General features: G+C 71.7%; 11 protein-coding genes. 7 read left to right on the top strand and 4 right to left on the bottom strand.

Going from position 1 to position 14,045, the window contains the following annotated elements:
- Positions 1 to 155: 155 nt before the first annotated feature.
- Positions 156 to 1,016 (bottom strand): TetR/AcrR family transcriptional regulator, encoded by an 861-nt coding sequence (locus ABD234_RS15520; RefSeq protein WP_344358123.1) that lies wholly within the window; start codon positions 1,014 to 1,016, stop codon positions 156 to 158.
- A 110-nt stretch (positions 1,017 to 1,126) separates the two neighbouring features.
- Between ABD234_RS15520 and ABD234_RS15515 the strand changes: the two genes are divergently transcribed.
- Both ABD234_RS15515 and ABD234_RS15510 read left to right on the top strand, forming a co-directional pair.
- Complete coding sequence (locus tag ABD234_RS15515) at positions 1,127 to 2,101, top strand: NAD(P)H-binding protein (RefSeq protein WP_344358121.1); 975 nt, start codon at positions 1,127 to 1,129, stop codon at positions 2,099 to 2,101.
- Positions 2,102 to 2,222: 121 nt separating this feature from the next.
- Positions 2,223 to 2,825, top strand: coding sequence for a short chain dehydrogenase (locus ABD234_RS15510; RefSeq protein ID WP_344358119.1), 603 nt, complete (start codon positions 2,223 to 2,225; stop codon positions 2,823 to 2,825).
- 95 nt (positions 2,826 to 2,920) lie between these two features.
- On the opposite strand, the gene ABD234_RS15505 is transcribed toward ABD234_RS15510, so the two are convergent.
- Together ABD234_RS15505 and ABD234_RS15500 are read right to left on the bottom strand one after the other, a co-directional pair.
- On the bottom strand, positions 2,921 to 5,467 hold the full coding sequence (locus ABD234_RS15505; protein ID WP_344358117.1) for a threonine/serine exporter family protein: 2,547 nt from the start codon (positions 5,465 to 5,467) through the stop codon (positions 2,921 to 2,923).
- A 442-nt stretch (positions 5,468 to 5,909) separates the two neighbouring features.
- Positions 5,910 to 6,764 carry a PHP domain-containing protein gene (locus ABD234_RS15500; RefSeq protein WP_038371643.1) on the bottom strand — a complete coding sequence of 285 codons (855 nt, stop codon included), beginning with the start codon at positions 6,762 to 6,764 and terminating at the stop codon, positions 5,910 to 5,912.
- Positions 6,765 to 6,950: 186 nt separating this feature from the next.
- On the opposite strand from ABD234_RS15500, the gene ABD234_RS15495 reads away from it, so the two are divergent.
- From ABD234_RS15495 to ABD234_RS15485, 3 genes are all read left to right on the top strand, one after another.
- Positions 6,951 to 8,636, top strand: coding sequence for a glycoside hydrolase domain-containing protein (locus ABD234_RS15495; protein WP_344358113.1), 1,686 nt, complete (start codon positions 6,951 to 6,953; stop codon positions 8,634 to 8,636).
- Between the two features lie 233 nt (positions 8,637 to 8,869).
- A complete protein-coding gene (locus ABD234_RS15490) occupies positions 8,870 to 9,673 on the top strand; it encodes a hypothetical protein (RefSeq protein WP_344358110.1) in 804 nt (267 codons plus the stop codon).
- Positions 9,674 to 9,790: 117 nt separating this feature from the next.
- The gene (locus ABD234_RS15485) at positions 9,791 to 9,970 is read left to right on the top strand and encodes a hypothetical protein (protein ID WP_344358108.1); all 180 of its coding nucleotides are present in this window, start codon (positions 9,791 to 9,793) and stop codon (positions 9,968 to 9,970) included.
- 523 nt (positions 9,971 to 10,493) lie between these two features.
- Here ABD234_RS15485 and ABD234_RS15480 read toward each other — a convergent pair.
- On the bottom strand, positions 10,494 to 11,810 hold the full coding sequence (locus tag ABD234_RS15480) for a phenylacetate--CoA ligase family protein (RefSeq protein ID WP_344358106.1): 1,317 nt from the start codon (positions 11,808 to 11,810) through the stop codon (positions 10,494 to 10,496).
- 201 nt (positions 11,811 to 12,011) lie between these two features.
- On the opposite strand from ABD234_RS15480, the gene ABD234_RS15475 reads away from it, so the two are divergent.
- Together ABD234_RS15475 and ABD234_RS15470 are read left to right on the top strand one after the other, a co-directional pair.
- Positions 12,012 to 13,004, top strand: coding sequence for a sugar transferase (locus tag ABD234_RS15475; RefSeq protein WP_344358103.1), 993 nt, complete (start codon positions 12,012 to 12,014; stop codon positions 13,002 to 13,004).
- Entirely contained in the window at positions 13,001 to 14,044 is a 1,044-nt protein-coding gene (locus ABD234_RS15470) for an ATP-grasp domain-containing protein (RefSeq protein WP_344358100.1), read from the top strand. The genes ABD234_RS15475 and ABD234_RS15470 overlap by 4 nt, the downstream gene beginning before the upstream one ends.
- Position 14,045 lies beyond the last annotated feature (1 nt).

The following is a 14,045-nucleotide window of genomic DNA, read 5'->3' as shown; positions in this document are numbered from 1 at the left end:
CTGCATCCGGTTCTCTGTCATCCTCGCCGCCGAACGCCGGCGAGTCACCCCTACGACGAACGGGAGGACCCGGATCGGACATCCGCGGCGAGGAGATCCCCGGGGTTCCGGTGACGGGTCCAGGATCGCGCGGATCGGGGCGCTGCGGCAGGGGCTCAGCGGGGGCAGATCAGATCGGCCACGATCTGCGCCTGCAGGCCGATGAGCTCCTCGCCGATGGCCGCGGCGTCCGGCCCGAGCTGGCCGAACACGTGCGCGCTGATGATCCCGACCAGGGCGCTCCAGGCGGCCACGGCCCGCAGGGCCACCTCCGGCGGGACGTCCACGCCGAGCTCGGCGGCCGCGTCCTCGAGGAGGCGGACCGCCTCGGCCGGGAGGGGCTGCGGCGGTGCGGCGGAAGCGGCACCCGTCGCGGCGCCGCCCGGGCGGGCATCGGCCGCATCGGCGGCATCGGCGGCGTCGGCGGCGATCTCCAGCAGCCGGGCCATCACCCGGGTGCCGGGGGCGGTGGTGGACTCCGCGGGCGCCGCGTAGCCCCGCACCGGCGTGCCATAGAGCAGGGTCCAGCGCTCGGGATGGGCCAGCGCCCAGGCGGTCATCGTGCCGGCCAGGGCGAGGAACCGTGTGCGGGGGTCGGGGCTCGCCGGGCCAGGGCCCGCCGGGGCGGGGGCGGCCTGATCGAGGCTCCCCTGATCGAGGGCGGCCTGGTCGAGGGCGGCGTCCACGCGGTCCGCGAGCTCGGTGAAGGCATCGGCGATCAGCAGGGTCAGCAGCGCGTCGCGGCTGTCGACGTAGCGGTAGATCGCGGAGGAGACCATGCCCAGGCCGCGGGCGATCTCGCGGACGCTGAGCTCTGCAGGGCCGCGCTCGACGAGCTGCGCGCGGCCCAGCGCGAGGATCCGGGCCATGGTGCGCTCGCGGGCCTGCGCGCGGCTCGCGCCGGAGGGCTGCCGGGTCGAGCGGGACGGGGCGGAGCCCTCGGGCGGGTCGGCGGGCGGGTCGGCGGGAGCGGTCATCGCCCCATCGTGCCACATACCGAGAGCAGTGCTCTTGACTCCGCAGCGAGAGCAGTGTTCACTGAACCCGTCACAACCGAGAGCACTGCTCACAGTTTCTGGAGGCTCCCATGCACCACCTCGTCATCGGCGAAGGCCAGATCGGCCGCGCGATCATCGAGCACGCCCTCGCAGACGGCGACCGGGTCACCGTCCTGCGACGCCGCGACGCCGCCCCCGAGCCGCCGCTGCGCCGGGTGCGCGGCGATGTGCAGGACCCGGCGGCGCTGTCCGCCGCCCTCGAGGGCGTCGACGCGATCCACGCCTGCTTCCACGCCCCCTACGACGCCCGCATCTGGCGGCGCGACCTGCCGCCGCGCGAGCTCGCCGTGCTCGACGCCGCCGCCGAGCGCGGCATCCCCGTCGTCTTCCCCGAGTCGATGTACGGCTTCCAGGGCGCGGCGCGGCGGCTGTCCGAGGGGGCCGCGTACAGCCCGCAGGACGCCAAGGGCGAGGTGCGGGTCGCGCTGATGGAGCAGCGGCGCCGGCACCCGGCGCGCACGCTGAGCATCGTCGCCGCAGACCTCCTCGGCCCCACGGCGGTGGGGACCGGCGCCGCGGTGGTGTGCACCCTGCTCATCGAGCGCATGGTCGCCGGGACGCGACCGATCGTCTTCGGCGACCCGGCGGCGCCGCACCTGCTGACCTTCATCCCCGACCTGGCCGTGGCGATGCTGCACGCCGCGCGCCACGCCGAGCGCCTGGCCGGCGCCGCGGGCGACGCGGTGCTGCATGCACCCTCCGCCCCGGCCCGCTCGCAGGCGGAGCTCATCGCGGCGACCGCCGCGCAGCTCGGGACGCCCGCGCGGCGGGCCCTGCGGATCCCCCGCACCGCCCTGCGCGCCGCCGCCCCGGTCAGCACCTTCGCGCGCGAGCTCGCCGGGATCTCGGGCCTCTGGTACGCGCCGTGCACCCTCGAGCCCGGGGTCCTCGAGGAGCAGGAGGGGCTGCGGCCCACGAGCTGGGAGGAGGCCCTGCGCCGGACCGTCGCCGCCGCCGTCGCCCCGGCGAGCGCCGAGGCCGGGCCGGTCCCCGCGGCGCGCTGATCCCGGCGGGCCCCGCGCCGCCGGGGGCCGCTGGCACGCACCGGGCCCGGATGCGGCATGCTGGGTGGCGGGCCCGTCCCGCTCGGGCCCGCCCCGCAGCCCGCTCGGAAGGAATCCCGCCATGTCCCGTTCCCGCGTCCTCGTCGTCGGAGCCAGCGGCCTGATCGGCTCCACCGTCGCCGATCTCCTGGACCAGCGCGGCCACGAGGTCGTGCGCTCGTCCCGGTCCTCGGGCGAGCGCGCGGACCTCACCGACCCCGCCTCGATCGAGGCGCTGTTCGAGCGCATCGGCCCGGTGGACGCCGTGATCGCCGCGACCGGCTCCGTGCCGTTCAAGCCCCTCCCGGAGCTGGGCGTGGAGGACTTCCGGACCGGGATCCTGGACAAGGCGCTCGGGCAGATCGCCCTGGTCACCCTCGGTGCGCCCCGGCTGCGTCCGGGCGCGTCGTTCACGCTGACCAGCGGAATCCTGGCACAGAGCCCCGTGGCCACGGGCGCAGTGGCCTCCGCCGCCAACGGGGCGATCGACGCCTTCGTGCGCGCCGCGGCGACGACCCTCCCCGGCGGCGCCCGCATCAACGCGGTCAGCCCGACCGTGCTCGCCGAGGCCGAGGGCTATCACGCGAGCTTCCCCGGCTTCGTGCCGGTGCCCGCCGCCACGGTCGCCCAGGCCTTCGTCCGCTCCGTGGAGGGCGTGGAGACGGGTCAGGTCTTCGCGGTCTGAGCGCTCGGCCGGACGCCGACGGGCTCACCACGATGGCCGACGGGCCCTGACGATCTGCCTCGCGGCGACCGCCAGGGCCCGACGGCACGAGCGGATCACATGTAGTCGATCGCGATGGACCCGTCCGCCGCGAAGACGACGGACGCCGAGATCGAGAAGGACGTCGTGCGCGTCTCCTCCGTCGTCGTCCCGTCCCACTGCTCGTACTGATAGGTGAAGACGGCCTCGCCCGATCCGTACTCGGATTCCGCGTAGAAGTACCCCTCGCCCATGTTCGTGAGCGTGACCTCCGGATAGGTGGTGATGCTCCAGGTCCCCGAGTCCGCGCCGTAGACATAGGTGCTGAACGGGCACCCGTCGGGCTCGGTGACCTCCTGCTGCGCGCACTCGTCGAGATCGGCGACGACCTGGGCGGAGACCGCCTTCTCGCCCTCCGCGTTGACCTCGTAGCTGGGGAACGCGTAGGCGGGCTCGACCGGATCCCCGCCGGCCGAGATCGAGAACTCGATGGGCATCTGGTCGAGGTAGGGGCTGTCGTTCGGGTACGTGACGGTGTAGCGGCCGGGGAGGACGGGCAGCCGTGCCATCTCGAAGCCCTCCTCGTCGATCTCCGTCGGAACGTCCTGGAGATCGACGCTCACCCCGTTGACCTCGATGACGCGCGACCCGTCCATCGGGAGGTAGGTGTAGACCTCCGCGAGCTGCACGTCCTCGAGCTCCCAGTGCGGGAAGAGCAGGAACGAGCGCCCGGTCCGCTCCAGGACGAAGACCTGCTCGGAGCGCACACCGTCCTGCTCGAGCGTCGCGGTCACCGTGGCGATCTCCCCCTCGGTCTCGACGCTGTCGATCGTGTACCCGCTGATCCCGCCCTCGGTCGCAGCCCCGATCTGATCGGAGAGCAGCACGCGCTGGCCGTGGGACACGTTGGGCGGCGAGATCGAGACGGCCTGGCCGTAGTCGCCGTCCTGCACGGCGCCGAGATAGGCCTCGACCTGCTTGCCCGGGCTGAAGAACATCGAGCTCACGACACCGATCGCGATGGTCGCCGCCACGGCGAGGACAGCGAGCGTCCCCACCGCGATACCCCCGGCGAGCACGCGCCGCCGTGCCTTCGCAGACAGCGGACGGGCGACGGCGGCGGGCGCCGGGACGGGAGCGGCGACCGGGACGGCCGCGCGCTGATGCGGTGCCGCAGACGCGGGGATCGCAGGATCTGCAGCCGGACCTGCGTCGCCCGGCATGATCCCGTACTGCCCCGGCGCCGGCGGCTCGGCCTCCGGGACGGGCACGGGACCGCTCGGGGCCGTCGCCGCGGATGCGGCGGGACGGCGGAACCAGGACAGCATCGCCGCCGGGACGAAGGGGGCGAGGATCGGAGCGAGGAATCGTGAGGAGACCTCGACGACTGCTCCGGCGATCCCGAACAGCACCGGGGTCCAGGGCGCGAGCGAGAGGGCGGCGCGGCCGTCCCCGACGGTGCTCGCCTGGACGGAGATGCCGACGTGTGCGAGGACCAGCGCGATGATGCCGCCGACGAAGAACACGACGGGCAGCGCGGTCCACGAGATGAGGAGGGCCGCAACGCTTCCGGGCACGATGCTGCGGGCGTGGTTCCAGAGGACGGAGACGCCGACGACCACGGCCAGGCTCAGCAGCAGCGTCGGAAGCCACACGTACCACTCCAGGTCGAAGACGGTGAACCACTCCGTCGCCGCGCCGCCGCCGACGAGGTCCACCACGCTGCCGGAGATTCCGGCCGAACCGCTGGAGAGCGCGCTGAGCCCGGTGGCGTAGGCGAGGAGATGGCCGAGCAGGAGCGGCACGGCGAAGAGAGGCGCGAAGACGGCGCCGATCTCTCCGTCGGCGATCGAGGTCACGGCGTGGGCGAGCCAGATCCAGATCCCGACGACGACCATCAGCGCGAGGGCGTGCACGGCCATGAGGCGGGCCCCTGCGGAGAGATCGGCGACCACGGGCCACCAGGCCGGCCTGGGGGCCCCGCGCAGCTGCCCGAGCAGGAGCGACGCCGACCCCAGCAGCCATGCACCGAAGAACGCGTCCGGGCCGGCGGCATGGACGCTGAAGTCGCCGATCCCCCCGGTCGGGATGGGCTGCGCCGCGATTCGGGCCGCGACGAGGACGACCAGCGCCAGGACCAGGCCCCCGAGGACCGAGTTCACTGCGACCCCCAGCAGGCGCGAGGCCGGCTGGCGCCTGCGGACGAAGCTGCCGCCCAGGAGGCACGTGACGACGAGCGCCGCGGTGACCAGGAACGGCAGGAACCGCAGGCTCATGGACACCTCGCCGGCGAACGGAATCATGGCGTCGAGGCCGTAGGAGCCGAAGGTCCCCAGCGCGACGACCTGGAACGGGAGGCGGATGAGCGCCCCGATGCCGGTGAACGCCTCCTCCGCGCCGAGGACCTCCTGGCCGAGGTCGCCGGTCGCCTCGCCGCCTCCGACGATCGCGACACCGATCCCCGCGGAGAGGAGAGCGAACACGGCGGCGATGAAGGCCACCAGATACCCGACCGCGGCGACGGCGAGCGACGGCAGGGGGTTGACCAGCCCGATCGCGCTCAGCTGGCGACCCAGCTGTGCGGCGGCATCGGCGGCCTGTCTGCTGGCATCCGCTCCCGTCACGCCGGGTCCGGAGGCGGGGGTCCCCGCGGCGCCGGCGACTCCGACCGCGGGAGCGGGGGCCGGGCCCGTCGTCGGCCCCGGCGGCCCGGGCGGCCCAGGCATCGCAGCAGGCGCGGGACCCGGTGCCGGAGCCGGCGTCGGTGCGGATGCGCCGGCGTCCGGCTGTCCGCTGCCGGGCGAGGACCAGTCGTACGGATCGTCGGGCCCCGTGCGGCCTCCTGGACCAGGCTCGGCGCGTTCGGGCATGTTGTGGTCGTCGTTCATCGTCTCCCTTTCCCACCAGGGTCCCCTGAGCATCCGATTCCCCCGGATGCCTCGCCGTGTCGGCGTGTTCGCAGGGCGCTCCCTGCTCGTCACCAAGTACCTCACAGGAACGGCGGCGAAGGGAAGTCGCGACGACGGATGTGGACGGGCGCCGGCCCGCCGCGCTGAGAGCCCCGGCTCAGCGCCGCCAGAGGTCCCAGGGCTGCGCGCCGGGCCGGAAGCCGAAGGCCTCGACCATGGCCATCGCCTCGGGGAAGCCGTGGGCCAGGGTGCGCGCCTCGTGGGAGTCGCTGCCGATGCTCACGGCGCGGCCGCCCTCCTCGCTCCACCACTGCGGCATCCACGGCTGCAGGCGGCGGGTGTTCATCTCCAGCGCCCGGCCGCTCGCCGCGATGGCCCGCATGGCCGTGCGGAACTCCTCCTCGAAGCGGCGCGGGTCGAAGGGGCCGGCCTCCTCCTCGGGCCAGTACCGCACCGCGTAGTCGAGGTGGGTGACGATCTCGAAGGGCTCGTCCCCGGCGACGAGGGCGGGGACCTCGGCGAGGTAGCGGCGCATCACCGCATCGGCCGGCATCCGGCGGTAGAGCGTGTTGGGCTCGGCGCGCAGGCCGTCGAACTCCAGGGTGTGCAGGGAGCCGATGATCCGGTCGAACATGTCCAGGTCCAGCTGCGCCCGGGCGGCCTGGATGCGCAGATGCGGCTGCCCGAACTCGAGGCCGGTGCCGATGCGCAGCTGCGGGAACGCGGCGCGGCAGCGCTCGATGCTCTCGAGATAGCCGTCGACGTCGAAGCGGGGGACGGCGACGATTCCGTCGGCGCCCAGCAGGTGGCGCTCGTGGTCGCCGAAGTCCTCCGCGTCGCTCATCCACGCATCCTCGAGGTCGAGGTGCTCGGTGAAGAACAGGGCGGGCAGGCCGATGCGCACGGCGCGGGCGCACGTCGCCTCCATCGTCCCGCGGGCGGCGGAGCCGGGACCGCCGGTGTCCCAGGAGAACTCGCTGTGGACGTGGCTGTCGGCGCTCAGGCTGGTCATCGCCCCAGCGTGCCACAGCGCGGGGCGGGCTCCCGGGCACGGGCCCGCGCGCGGACGGAAGTTCGCCGAGCGCCCGCGCACCGCGGTGACTGCCGGTTCGTGAGCAGATCTTGATCCTCCGCTCATTTTCGCCCAGGATTGTCGGACTGCCCGCCCGCCCCCTTCCCCCCCTCCAGGAGCGACCCCGTGCTCTCCCGTCTCGCCGACTCCCTCGAGAAGGTGCTGGGTCCGGACGCCCCGCGCCCCGCCGCCGCCCCCGCCGGTTTCCACGCCTCCGGCTTCCTCGGGGAGACCCTGTCCTTCCAGATCGCCCTGCAGCTCGAGGACGGCGACCCGGCCGACGGCGCCCTGCGCCTCGAGCTGGACGGCCCGCTGGCCGAGCATGCGCAGATCAGCGTGGTGCGGCGGGTGCCGGTCTCCTTCCCCGCCCCCGCCCCCGAGCGGGCCGATGAGCACTACCTCGTCACCGAGCCCGGCGAGTACCCCGACCTGCTGGAGCCGGTGGAGGACGGCCGGGTCCGCGTGGGCACCGGCGTCTGGGAGGCGCTGTGGATCGATGTGCGCGTCGAGGACGAGGCCGCGGCGGGCGAGCACGAGCTGGCCGTGCATCTGCTTGCCGCGGACGCATCGGCCGCGCAGCCGCTCGCGTCCCATCGGGCGCGGATCCAGATCCATCCGCACCGCCTGCCGGAGCTGTCGATCCTCAACACCCACTGGCTGCACGCGGACAGCCTCGCGGTGCGCTACGGCGTCGAGGTGCTCTCCGAGGAGCACTGGCGGCTGCTGGAGGCCTACCTCGCCGCGGCGCGCGCGATGGACGTGAACTCGGTGCTCACGCCGGTGTGGACGCCGCCGCTGGACACCGCCGTCGGGCACACCCGGCCCACCGTGCAGCTGGTGGGGATCCGCGAGGACGCCCCCGGGCAGTACTCCTTCGACCTCTCGCAGCTGGACCGCTGGCTGCAGATCTGCGCCGATGCCGGATTCCGGGCGCTGGAGATGGCGCACCTGTTCACCCAGTGGGGCGCCCGATGCACCCCGAAGATCGTCGTCCAGACGCCGCAGGGCCCGCAGGAGCGCTTCGGCTGGCACGTCGAGGCGACCGATCCCGCGTACCGGCAGCTGCTCGAGCAGCTCCTGCCCGCGCTGCGCGCCCACCTGGACGCCCGATGGGACGGGCAGGTGCTGTGGCACATCAGCGACGAGCCCGGCGAGGAGGATCTCGCCCCCTACGAGGCGGCGCGGGCGCAGGTCACCGATCTCCTCGAGGGGGCGCAGGTGGTCGACGCGCTGAGCTCCTTCGAGTACGCCTCGCGCGGACTGGTCGACACGCCGATCGTCGCGACGAACCACGTCGAGCCGTTCCTCGCCGCCGGTCGCCGCCCGTGGGTGTACTACTGCGTCTCGCAGGGGAAGGACGTCTCCAACCGCTTCATCGCCCTGCCCTCCGTGCGCAACCGCGTGCTGGGGCGGCAGCTGTTCGTGCACGGCGCGCCCGGATTCCTGCACTGGGGCTTCAACTTCTGGTGGGCCCAGCACTCCCTGCACGCCATCGACCCGTTCGAGGACACCTGCGCCGGCGGCGCCTTCCCCGGCGGCGACCCCTTCGCCGTGTACCCGGGCCCCGACGGCACGCCCTGGCTCTCGATCCGCTACCGGGTCCTCGCCCAGGCCATGGCCGATCACCGCGCGCTGAGCCTGCTCGCCTCCCTCGCCGGGGCCGATGTCGCCACCCGGCTCGTCGACGAGGGCGGCACGCTCACCTACTCCTCCTTCTCCTATGACGTGGATGCGCACCTGGCGGCACGACGGGCCGTCGACGAGGAGATCGTGGCGCGCCTCGCCCTCGCCGGGAGCGAGAACGGCCGCTGAGGAAGGGGGCAGGATGGGCGTCTCGCGCGAGTCCGCCTCGATCCGGGCGACGCTCGAGAGACGGACGTGCCAAACGCCCCTCTCGACACCATGGGTGGCGATGTCGTCGAGCACTGCGTCTCAATATTCTGGATGACTCCTCACCAAGCGGTGCAACCGGCCCTGATGTGAGGTGGACAACTGTCCGGTAACTCTGGATGCGCCCTGGCAGACCGGTCGGTAACGTCCTCGGCATGGACCAGACCACACGCCCCCGCGCGACTCGCCGCGCCCTCATGAAGGGAGCAGCCTGGGCTACGCCGATCGTCGCCGTATCCGTCGCCGCTCCTGCACTCGCCGCCTCCCCGGTGTGCGAGACCGAAGACGTGACCCTCAACTGGGGGCTCGCGCGCTACACCGGCACTCCGTCGAACACGTCCTCCTTCACGACGACGGTGACGTTCGACCCGACGACCTCGAGCGAAGCGTTCCCCGAACTGGAATCTCCCCTCACGGCGACGATCGTGCACGCCTACCACGGCAACGCCCGCGGAACCACGCCGAACGGCACGATCACCAACTTCAACGTCGGGGGCATCGGACAGGTCGGGTACGACGTCCGCCAGCAGATCGGCTCGAGCGGAACCACCACTCCCACGGCGAACGACTACCAGACCATCCAGTTCACTTTCGCCGAGCCCGTCTCGAACCTCCGGTTCTCGATCACGGACATCGATAGGACCTGGACCACCAGCCTCCGTGACTTCATCGACGGTGTCTCGCTGTCCAGCCCGACGGCGTTCACATACTCCGTTCCGTCCGGATCGACGGTGACAGGATCAGGCACGGTAGCAAGCCCGTGGCAGAACAGCACGGAGGGCAACAAGAGCGAAGACGGCCCTGGCGGGCAGATCGACATCACGTTCACCGCCCCGGTTCAGTCGTTCACGATCCGCTACGACAACCTCGGGCGGCAGTCCATCACCCGTGGCGCGAACAATGACCAGGCCATCTTCGTGACGGGATTCCGGACCAACCGACACACGCAGTGCCCTTGAGGTCACTGCACGGTATTGTCAGATCCGCGGGCCCGGATGGCCCGCATGGAGCGCCTCGTCCTGCTTCCCCATCGGCTGACGAGGCGCTCCGCGCCGAGATCTGACAGGAGTTCCATCGTGACGACGCTCGGGATCGCGCTCCTTGCGATAGCTGGACTGCTGCTTCTGGCATCTCTCGTCTCGGTCTACTCCACCACGATGACCGTCCATCGCAGCCGTGTGTCGTCCGCGGCCCTCGTGCTCGCTGGGGCTGCGATTCTCGTCGCAGCAGCCGGAGTCGCTGGGCTCATCTTCTGAACCAGTGCGGCCTCCTTGCGACGTGAGAGCGAATCGGCACTGCTTCAGGCGCCGCGAACTCCCCGGGCCCGAGCTCCGGTTTCGGTGGAGAGTTGATCGCCGGTGATGAAGGAGTCAGGCAGAGGCCGGATCGGTCAGGTTCGGAGCCGAGCCTTGAGCGGTGCGGAACGCTGCCGGCGTGAAGCCGCCGAGAGCACAGTGAGGCCGGAACGTGCCCTGCCAGTAGGCCCGCTCCGCGGTCGCGATCTCGACATCCTCACGGCCGACACGATGGCGCGCTGCCGCGCGAGCTTCTGGTCGAAGTCGGAGGCCCGGACGTAGGCGACGCGCTGCCCGGCGGGCTGGAGTGTCTCGATCACATTCGTTCCCTACTCGTGACATGCCTCAATCGTCAGCACCGGATGTCTTGGATAGGACGTCCAGCCTGGTGACGGGCGTCTCGTTCGGGTACACCCCAGAGAGGCATAGTGATGGTGCAGACCGCCACCTTCCGCAAAACTCACTAGGGACTTCATGAGACACGCTAGGTCCGACCTCGGGCCAGCACCGCCTCCGGATCGGGGATCTCCGACACGAACGTCTGCCGCTTCCCGGCGCCGTACCGGAGCGGTTCGTCGGTGCGGACCACGGTGCATTCGAGGATGTCCCCGATCTCCTCGTCGAGGATGCGGCGCAGCCGATCGTCGACCGCCGGGGACTGCTCCGCATTGACGATCCAGGTGAATCGACCGATGTCGTGCTGGCGCAGCTGGAACTGACGGATCTCGGCGATCTGCTCCACCGGCTCGAGGATCTTGAAGTGCGTCGCCCGGCGCGGTGCGGCGCGGGTCCCGGCGATCGGGAAGTCGCGCACCCGGCCTGCGAGATCCTCCAGGACGTTGGGGACGATCTCCCCCGCGGCGTCGACCGCGAACCGCCCGAGGTCCCCGGTGTCGTAGCGGATGAAGGGCATCGCCCTGTTGTACAGATCGGTGACGACGATCCGCCCGAGAGCGCCGGGCTCGGCGGGCACGTCCTGCTCCATGTCGAGGATCTCGACGTGAAAGGTGCTGGTGTCGAGCTTGTACGCCCTCGATCCGGGCTCGGTGAATCCCAGCAGCCCGTTCTCCGTGTTGGAGTACCGCATCCGGACCTCGGTGCCGAGCTGCCGGAGGGACATCTCGGCCAGTCGTGCGGTCATCGGTTCGCCGATGCCGAGGACGACGGACACCGCGCCCTCGGGAATCGTGATCCCGAGCTGCTCGAACCGCCCGAGAAGCACCTCCAGGTAGGAGCACAGGCCCAGGACGACGACCCCGCGGCGGCGCGAGAGCCACCGGGCGACCTCCCGCACCGTGCGCTCGTCCTCCTCCGCGGAGTACAGGCAGTGCCCCTGGAGCGCATGGACGAATCGTTCGCGATCCGTGACCTGGAACCACTCCCGGCAGTACAGGAAGGACCCGAAGGGGTCGGCCTCGAGGAACCGATACGCGCCCACGAGCTGACCTCGGTGCCTGCGGATGCGATGCGCATCGAAGGAGGAGCGGAACATGATCCCCGAGGTGCCCGAGGACAGTCGCGAGGCGAGGCGCTCGGGTCGCGCGCCGTCGGCGAGCACCGCGTCCGGCGCATCGACCATCGTCGCCTTGGTCATGACGGGCAGCTCCGCGAAGGGGGCGTTCCCGGTCCGGCGGTAGAACGGGACGTGGGACTGGGCGAAGCGGACGATCCTGGCGATGTCGTCCTCGGACGAGGCCTGCCTCTCGCTCCGGAGGACGTTCTCGACGATCCGGGCCGTGCGCTCCGTCTCGCCGCGGCTGATCAGCGCCGCGGCGCCTCGCCGTGCTGCGGGAATGACCATGACTCGTGCTCCTTCAGTCTGCAGCTGGCCGTGACACCTCGGCATCCGACCCGGACCCTGCGCGAAGGCCCCCCGGTTCGTCGGAACGGAGCGTGGAGACCGCTCGTGGCGATATCATAATGGACACATGTAGAAAATGTGCGATCGGAGAGCACAGCACATCAGGGCTCGACGGGCGCGACGCGACGAGGGGGAGGGGCGATGGGATGGGTCTGGGAGGACGCTCCGGCACGGGGCGCGTACACGCGCACGAAGAGGCTCGCCGATCTCGTGGTCTCGGGGGGTGCGCTGCTGGTGCTGTCCCCTGTCTTCGCCGGGGTCGCGATCCTGGTGCGTGCAAAGCTCGGCCGGCCCGTCATCTTCCGACAGGAACGCCCGGGCATGCACGGAGAGGTCTTCGAGATCCTCAAGTTCCGCACGATGCTCGACGTCGACCCCGGGAGGGGCCGGGTCTCCGACGAGGACCGCATGACCCCCTTCGGGAGGCGGCTCCGGGCGACGAGCCTGGACGAGATCCCCGAGCTGATCAACGTCCTGCGCGGGGAGATGAGCCTGGTCGGACCGCGGCCCCTGCGGACCAAGTACCTCGAGCGGTACTCCGCGGAGCAGGCACGTCGCCACGACGTCCCGCCGGGCCTGACCGGGCTCGCCCAGATCTCCGGCCGCAATGCGCTGACCTGGGATGACAGGTTCGATCTGGATCTCGAGTACGTCCGCACGCGGAGCCTGGCCACCGATGTGCGGATCCTCCTGGCGACGGTCCCGAAGGTGCTCGGACATCATGGCATCGCCCAGGAGGGCCGGGCGACGATGGATGACTTCTTCGGGCCGCGACGGATCGGGCGGCACGAGCTGCGCCCGGCCCCGGATCGTGCGGGCGAGGATGCGCTGTCGGTCGTGGACCGCACGACGGGAGCCGAGGTCGCGCGCTGCATCGTGAGCGGACTGAGCTCGGGGGTGCTGGAGGTGGGAATCGACGTCGTCCCGGACACGGAGGATGCCGAGACCGTGCGATCACGCGCCGCGGAGATGCTTCTCGGCATCGCCCGGGAGCGGGACGCCCACGGGATCAGGATCGACACCTCGCACGATTCCCCGGAGACCGTCGAGTTCTGGATCACCCAGGGCTGCCGGATCGACGGCGACCACGTGCGGCGCTCGGTGGCTCGGACCGAGGCGGTAGCGGGACGATGACGAGCGCACCGACCGTGGTGATCGGCTCGGCCGGTCGCCGCCTCTATCTCATCGACTGGTTCCGGGAGGCGCTGGCGGCGCTCGTGCCCGGAGGGCAGGTCGTCGTCACCGAGAATGATCCGACCAGCTCCTCGGCCACCTACGGGGACATCGCCCGGACGATGCCGCGGTACACGGACCCGGAGTACGCGCCGGCCCTGCTCGAGCTCGTCGACGAGTTCGCGCCGCGGATCTTCCTCTCCGTGAACGACTACGAGCTCATGCACCTGCATGTGCACACCGACCTGGCCGGCCGGCTCCACGAGCGCGGAGTGCTCGTCCCGGGGGTCTCCGCCGCCTGGCAGCTGCTGTGCGCGGACAAGCTCCTCATGGCCCGGGCCCTGGCCGAGGAGGGCATCCGAACACCGGTCACCGTGACCGGAGGGGACGTCGACGGGATCGCCGGGCTGGGCTCGGCAGCATCGGAGGTGGTGGTGAAGCATCGACTGGGCAGCGGATCCTCGGGGCTCGCCGTGGTCCCGATCGCCCAGGCATCGGCGGCCGTGGCCGATGCCGTCCGCACCGCGCCGTCGCAGGGCGGAGGCCTCCCCGGGGTCGACGACGTCGTGGTGCAGCCCCGGCTCGCCGGGATCGAGCACGGGGTGGACGTCGTCGCCGATCTGCGACGACCGGGGATACTGCGCGGTGTCCTGGCGCGCCGGAAGCTGCGCATGCGGTCGGGCGAGACGGACAAGGCCGTCACCGTGGATCCCGCTCCCTTCCGCGACGCAGCGGAGCGCCTCGCCCGCGCGAGCGGCCTCACCGGCCTCGTGGACGTAGACATGTTCCTCGAGGACGACGGGTCGGTCTCGGTGATCGACGTCAATCCCCGCTTCGGCGGTGGCTACCCCTTCGTCCATCTCGCCGGCGCTGACGTCCCGAGGAGCTACGTCGCCCAGGCGTTCGACCTGGTCGAGGACCCTGCCTGGCTGGAGTGCACGCACGGAACGGTGGGGGCGAAGTACGAGAGCGTGCGGGTCACCGGTCGCGTCACGTCGTGAC

Source organism: Brachybacterium phenoliresistens, assembly GCF_039530785.1.
GTDB classification, from domain to species: domain Bacteria; phylum Actinomycetota; class Actinomycetes; order Actinomycetales; family Dermabacteraceae; genus Brachybacterium; species Brachybacterium phenoliresistens.
The sequence above is the reverse complement of the archived record's forward strand: the minus strand, read 5'-3'. Positions and strand labels throughout refer to the sequence as shown.

What these genes read in the sequence shown, in the direction of transcription:
- ABD234_RS15520 (WP_344358123.1), bottom strand. Translation starts at nt 1,016, where the DNA reads ATGACCGCTCCCGCCGACCCGCCCGCCGACCCGCCCGAGGGCTCCGCC.
- ABD234_RS15515 (WP_344358121.1), top strand. Translation starts at nt 1,127, where the DNA reads ATGCACCACCTCGTCATCGGCGAAGGCCAGATCGGCCGCGCGATCATC.
- ABD234_RS15510 (WP_344358119.1), top strand. Translation starts at nt 2,223, where the DNA reads ATGTCCCGTTCCCGCGTCCTCGTCGTCGGAGCCAGCGGCCTGATCGGC.
- ABD234_RS15500 (WP_038371643.1), bottom strand. Translation starts at nt 6,764, where the DNA reads ATGACCAGCCTGAGCGCCGACAGCCACGTCCACAGCGAGTTCTCCTGG.
- ABD234_RS15490 (WP_344358110.1), top strand. Translation starts at nt 8,870, where the DNA reads ATGGACCAGACCACACGCCCCCGCGCGACTCGCCGCGCCCTCATGAAG.
- ABD234_RS15480 (WP_344358106.1), bottom strand. Translation starts at nt 11,810, where the DNA reads ATGGTCATTCCCGCAGCACGGCGAGGCGCCGCGGCGCTGATCAGCCGC.
- ABD234_RS15475 (WP_344358103.1), top strand. Translation starts at nt 12,012, where the DNA reads ATGGGATGGGTCTGGGAGGACGCTCCGGCACGGGGCGCGTACACGCGC.
- ABD234_RS15470 (WP_344358100.1), top strand. Translation starts at nt 13,001, where the DNA reads ATGACGAGCGCACCGACCGTGGTGATCGGCTCGGCCGGTCGCCGCCTC.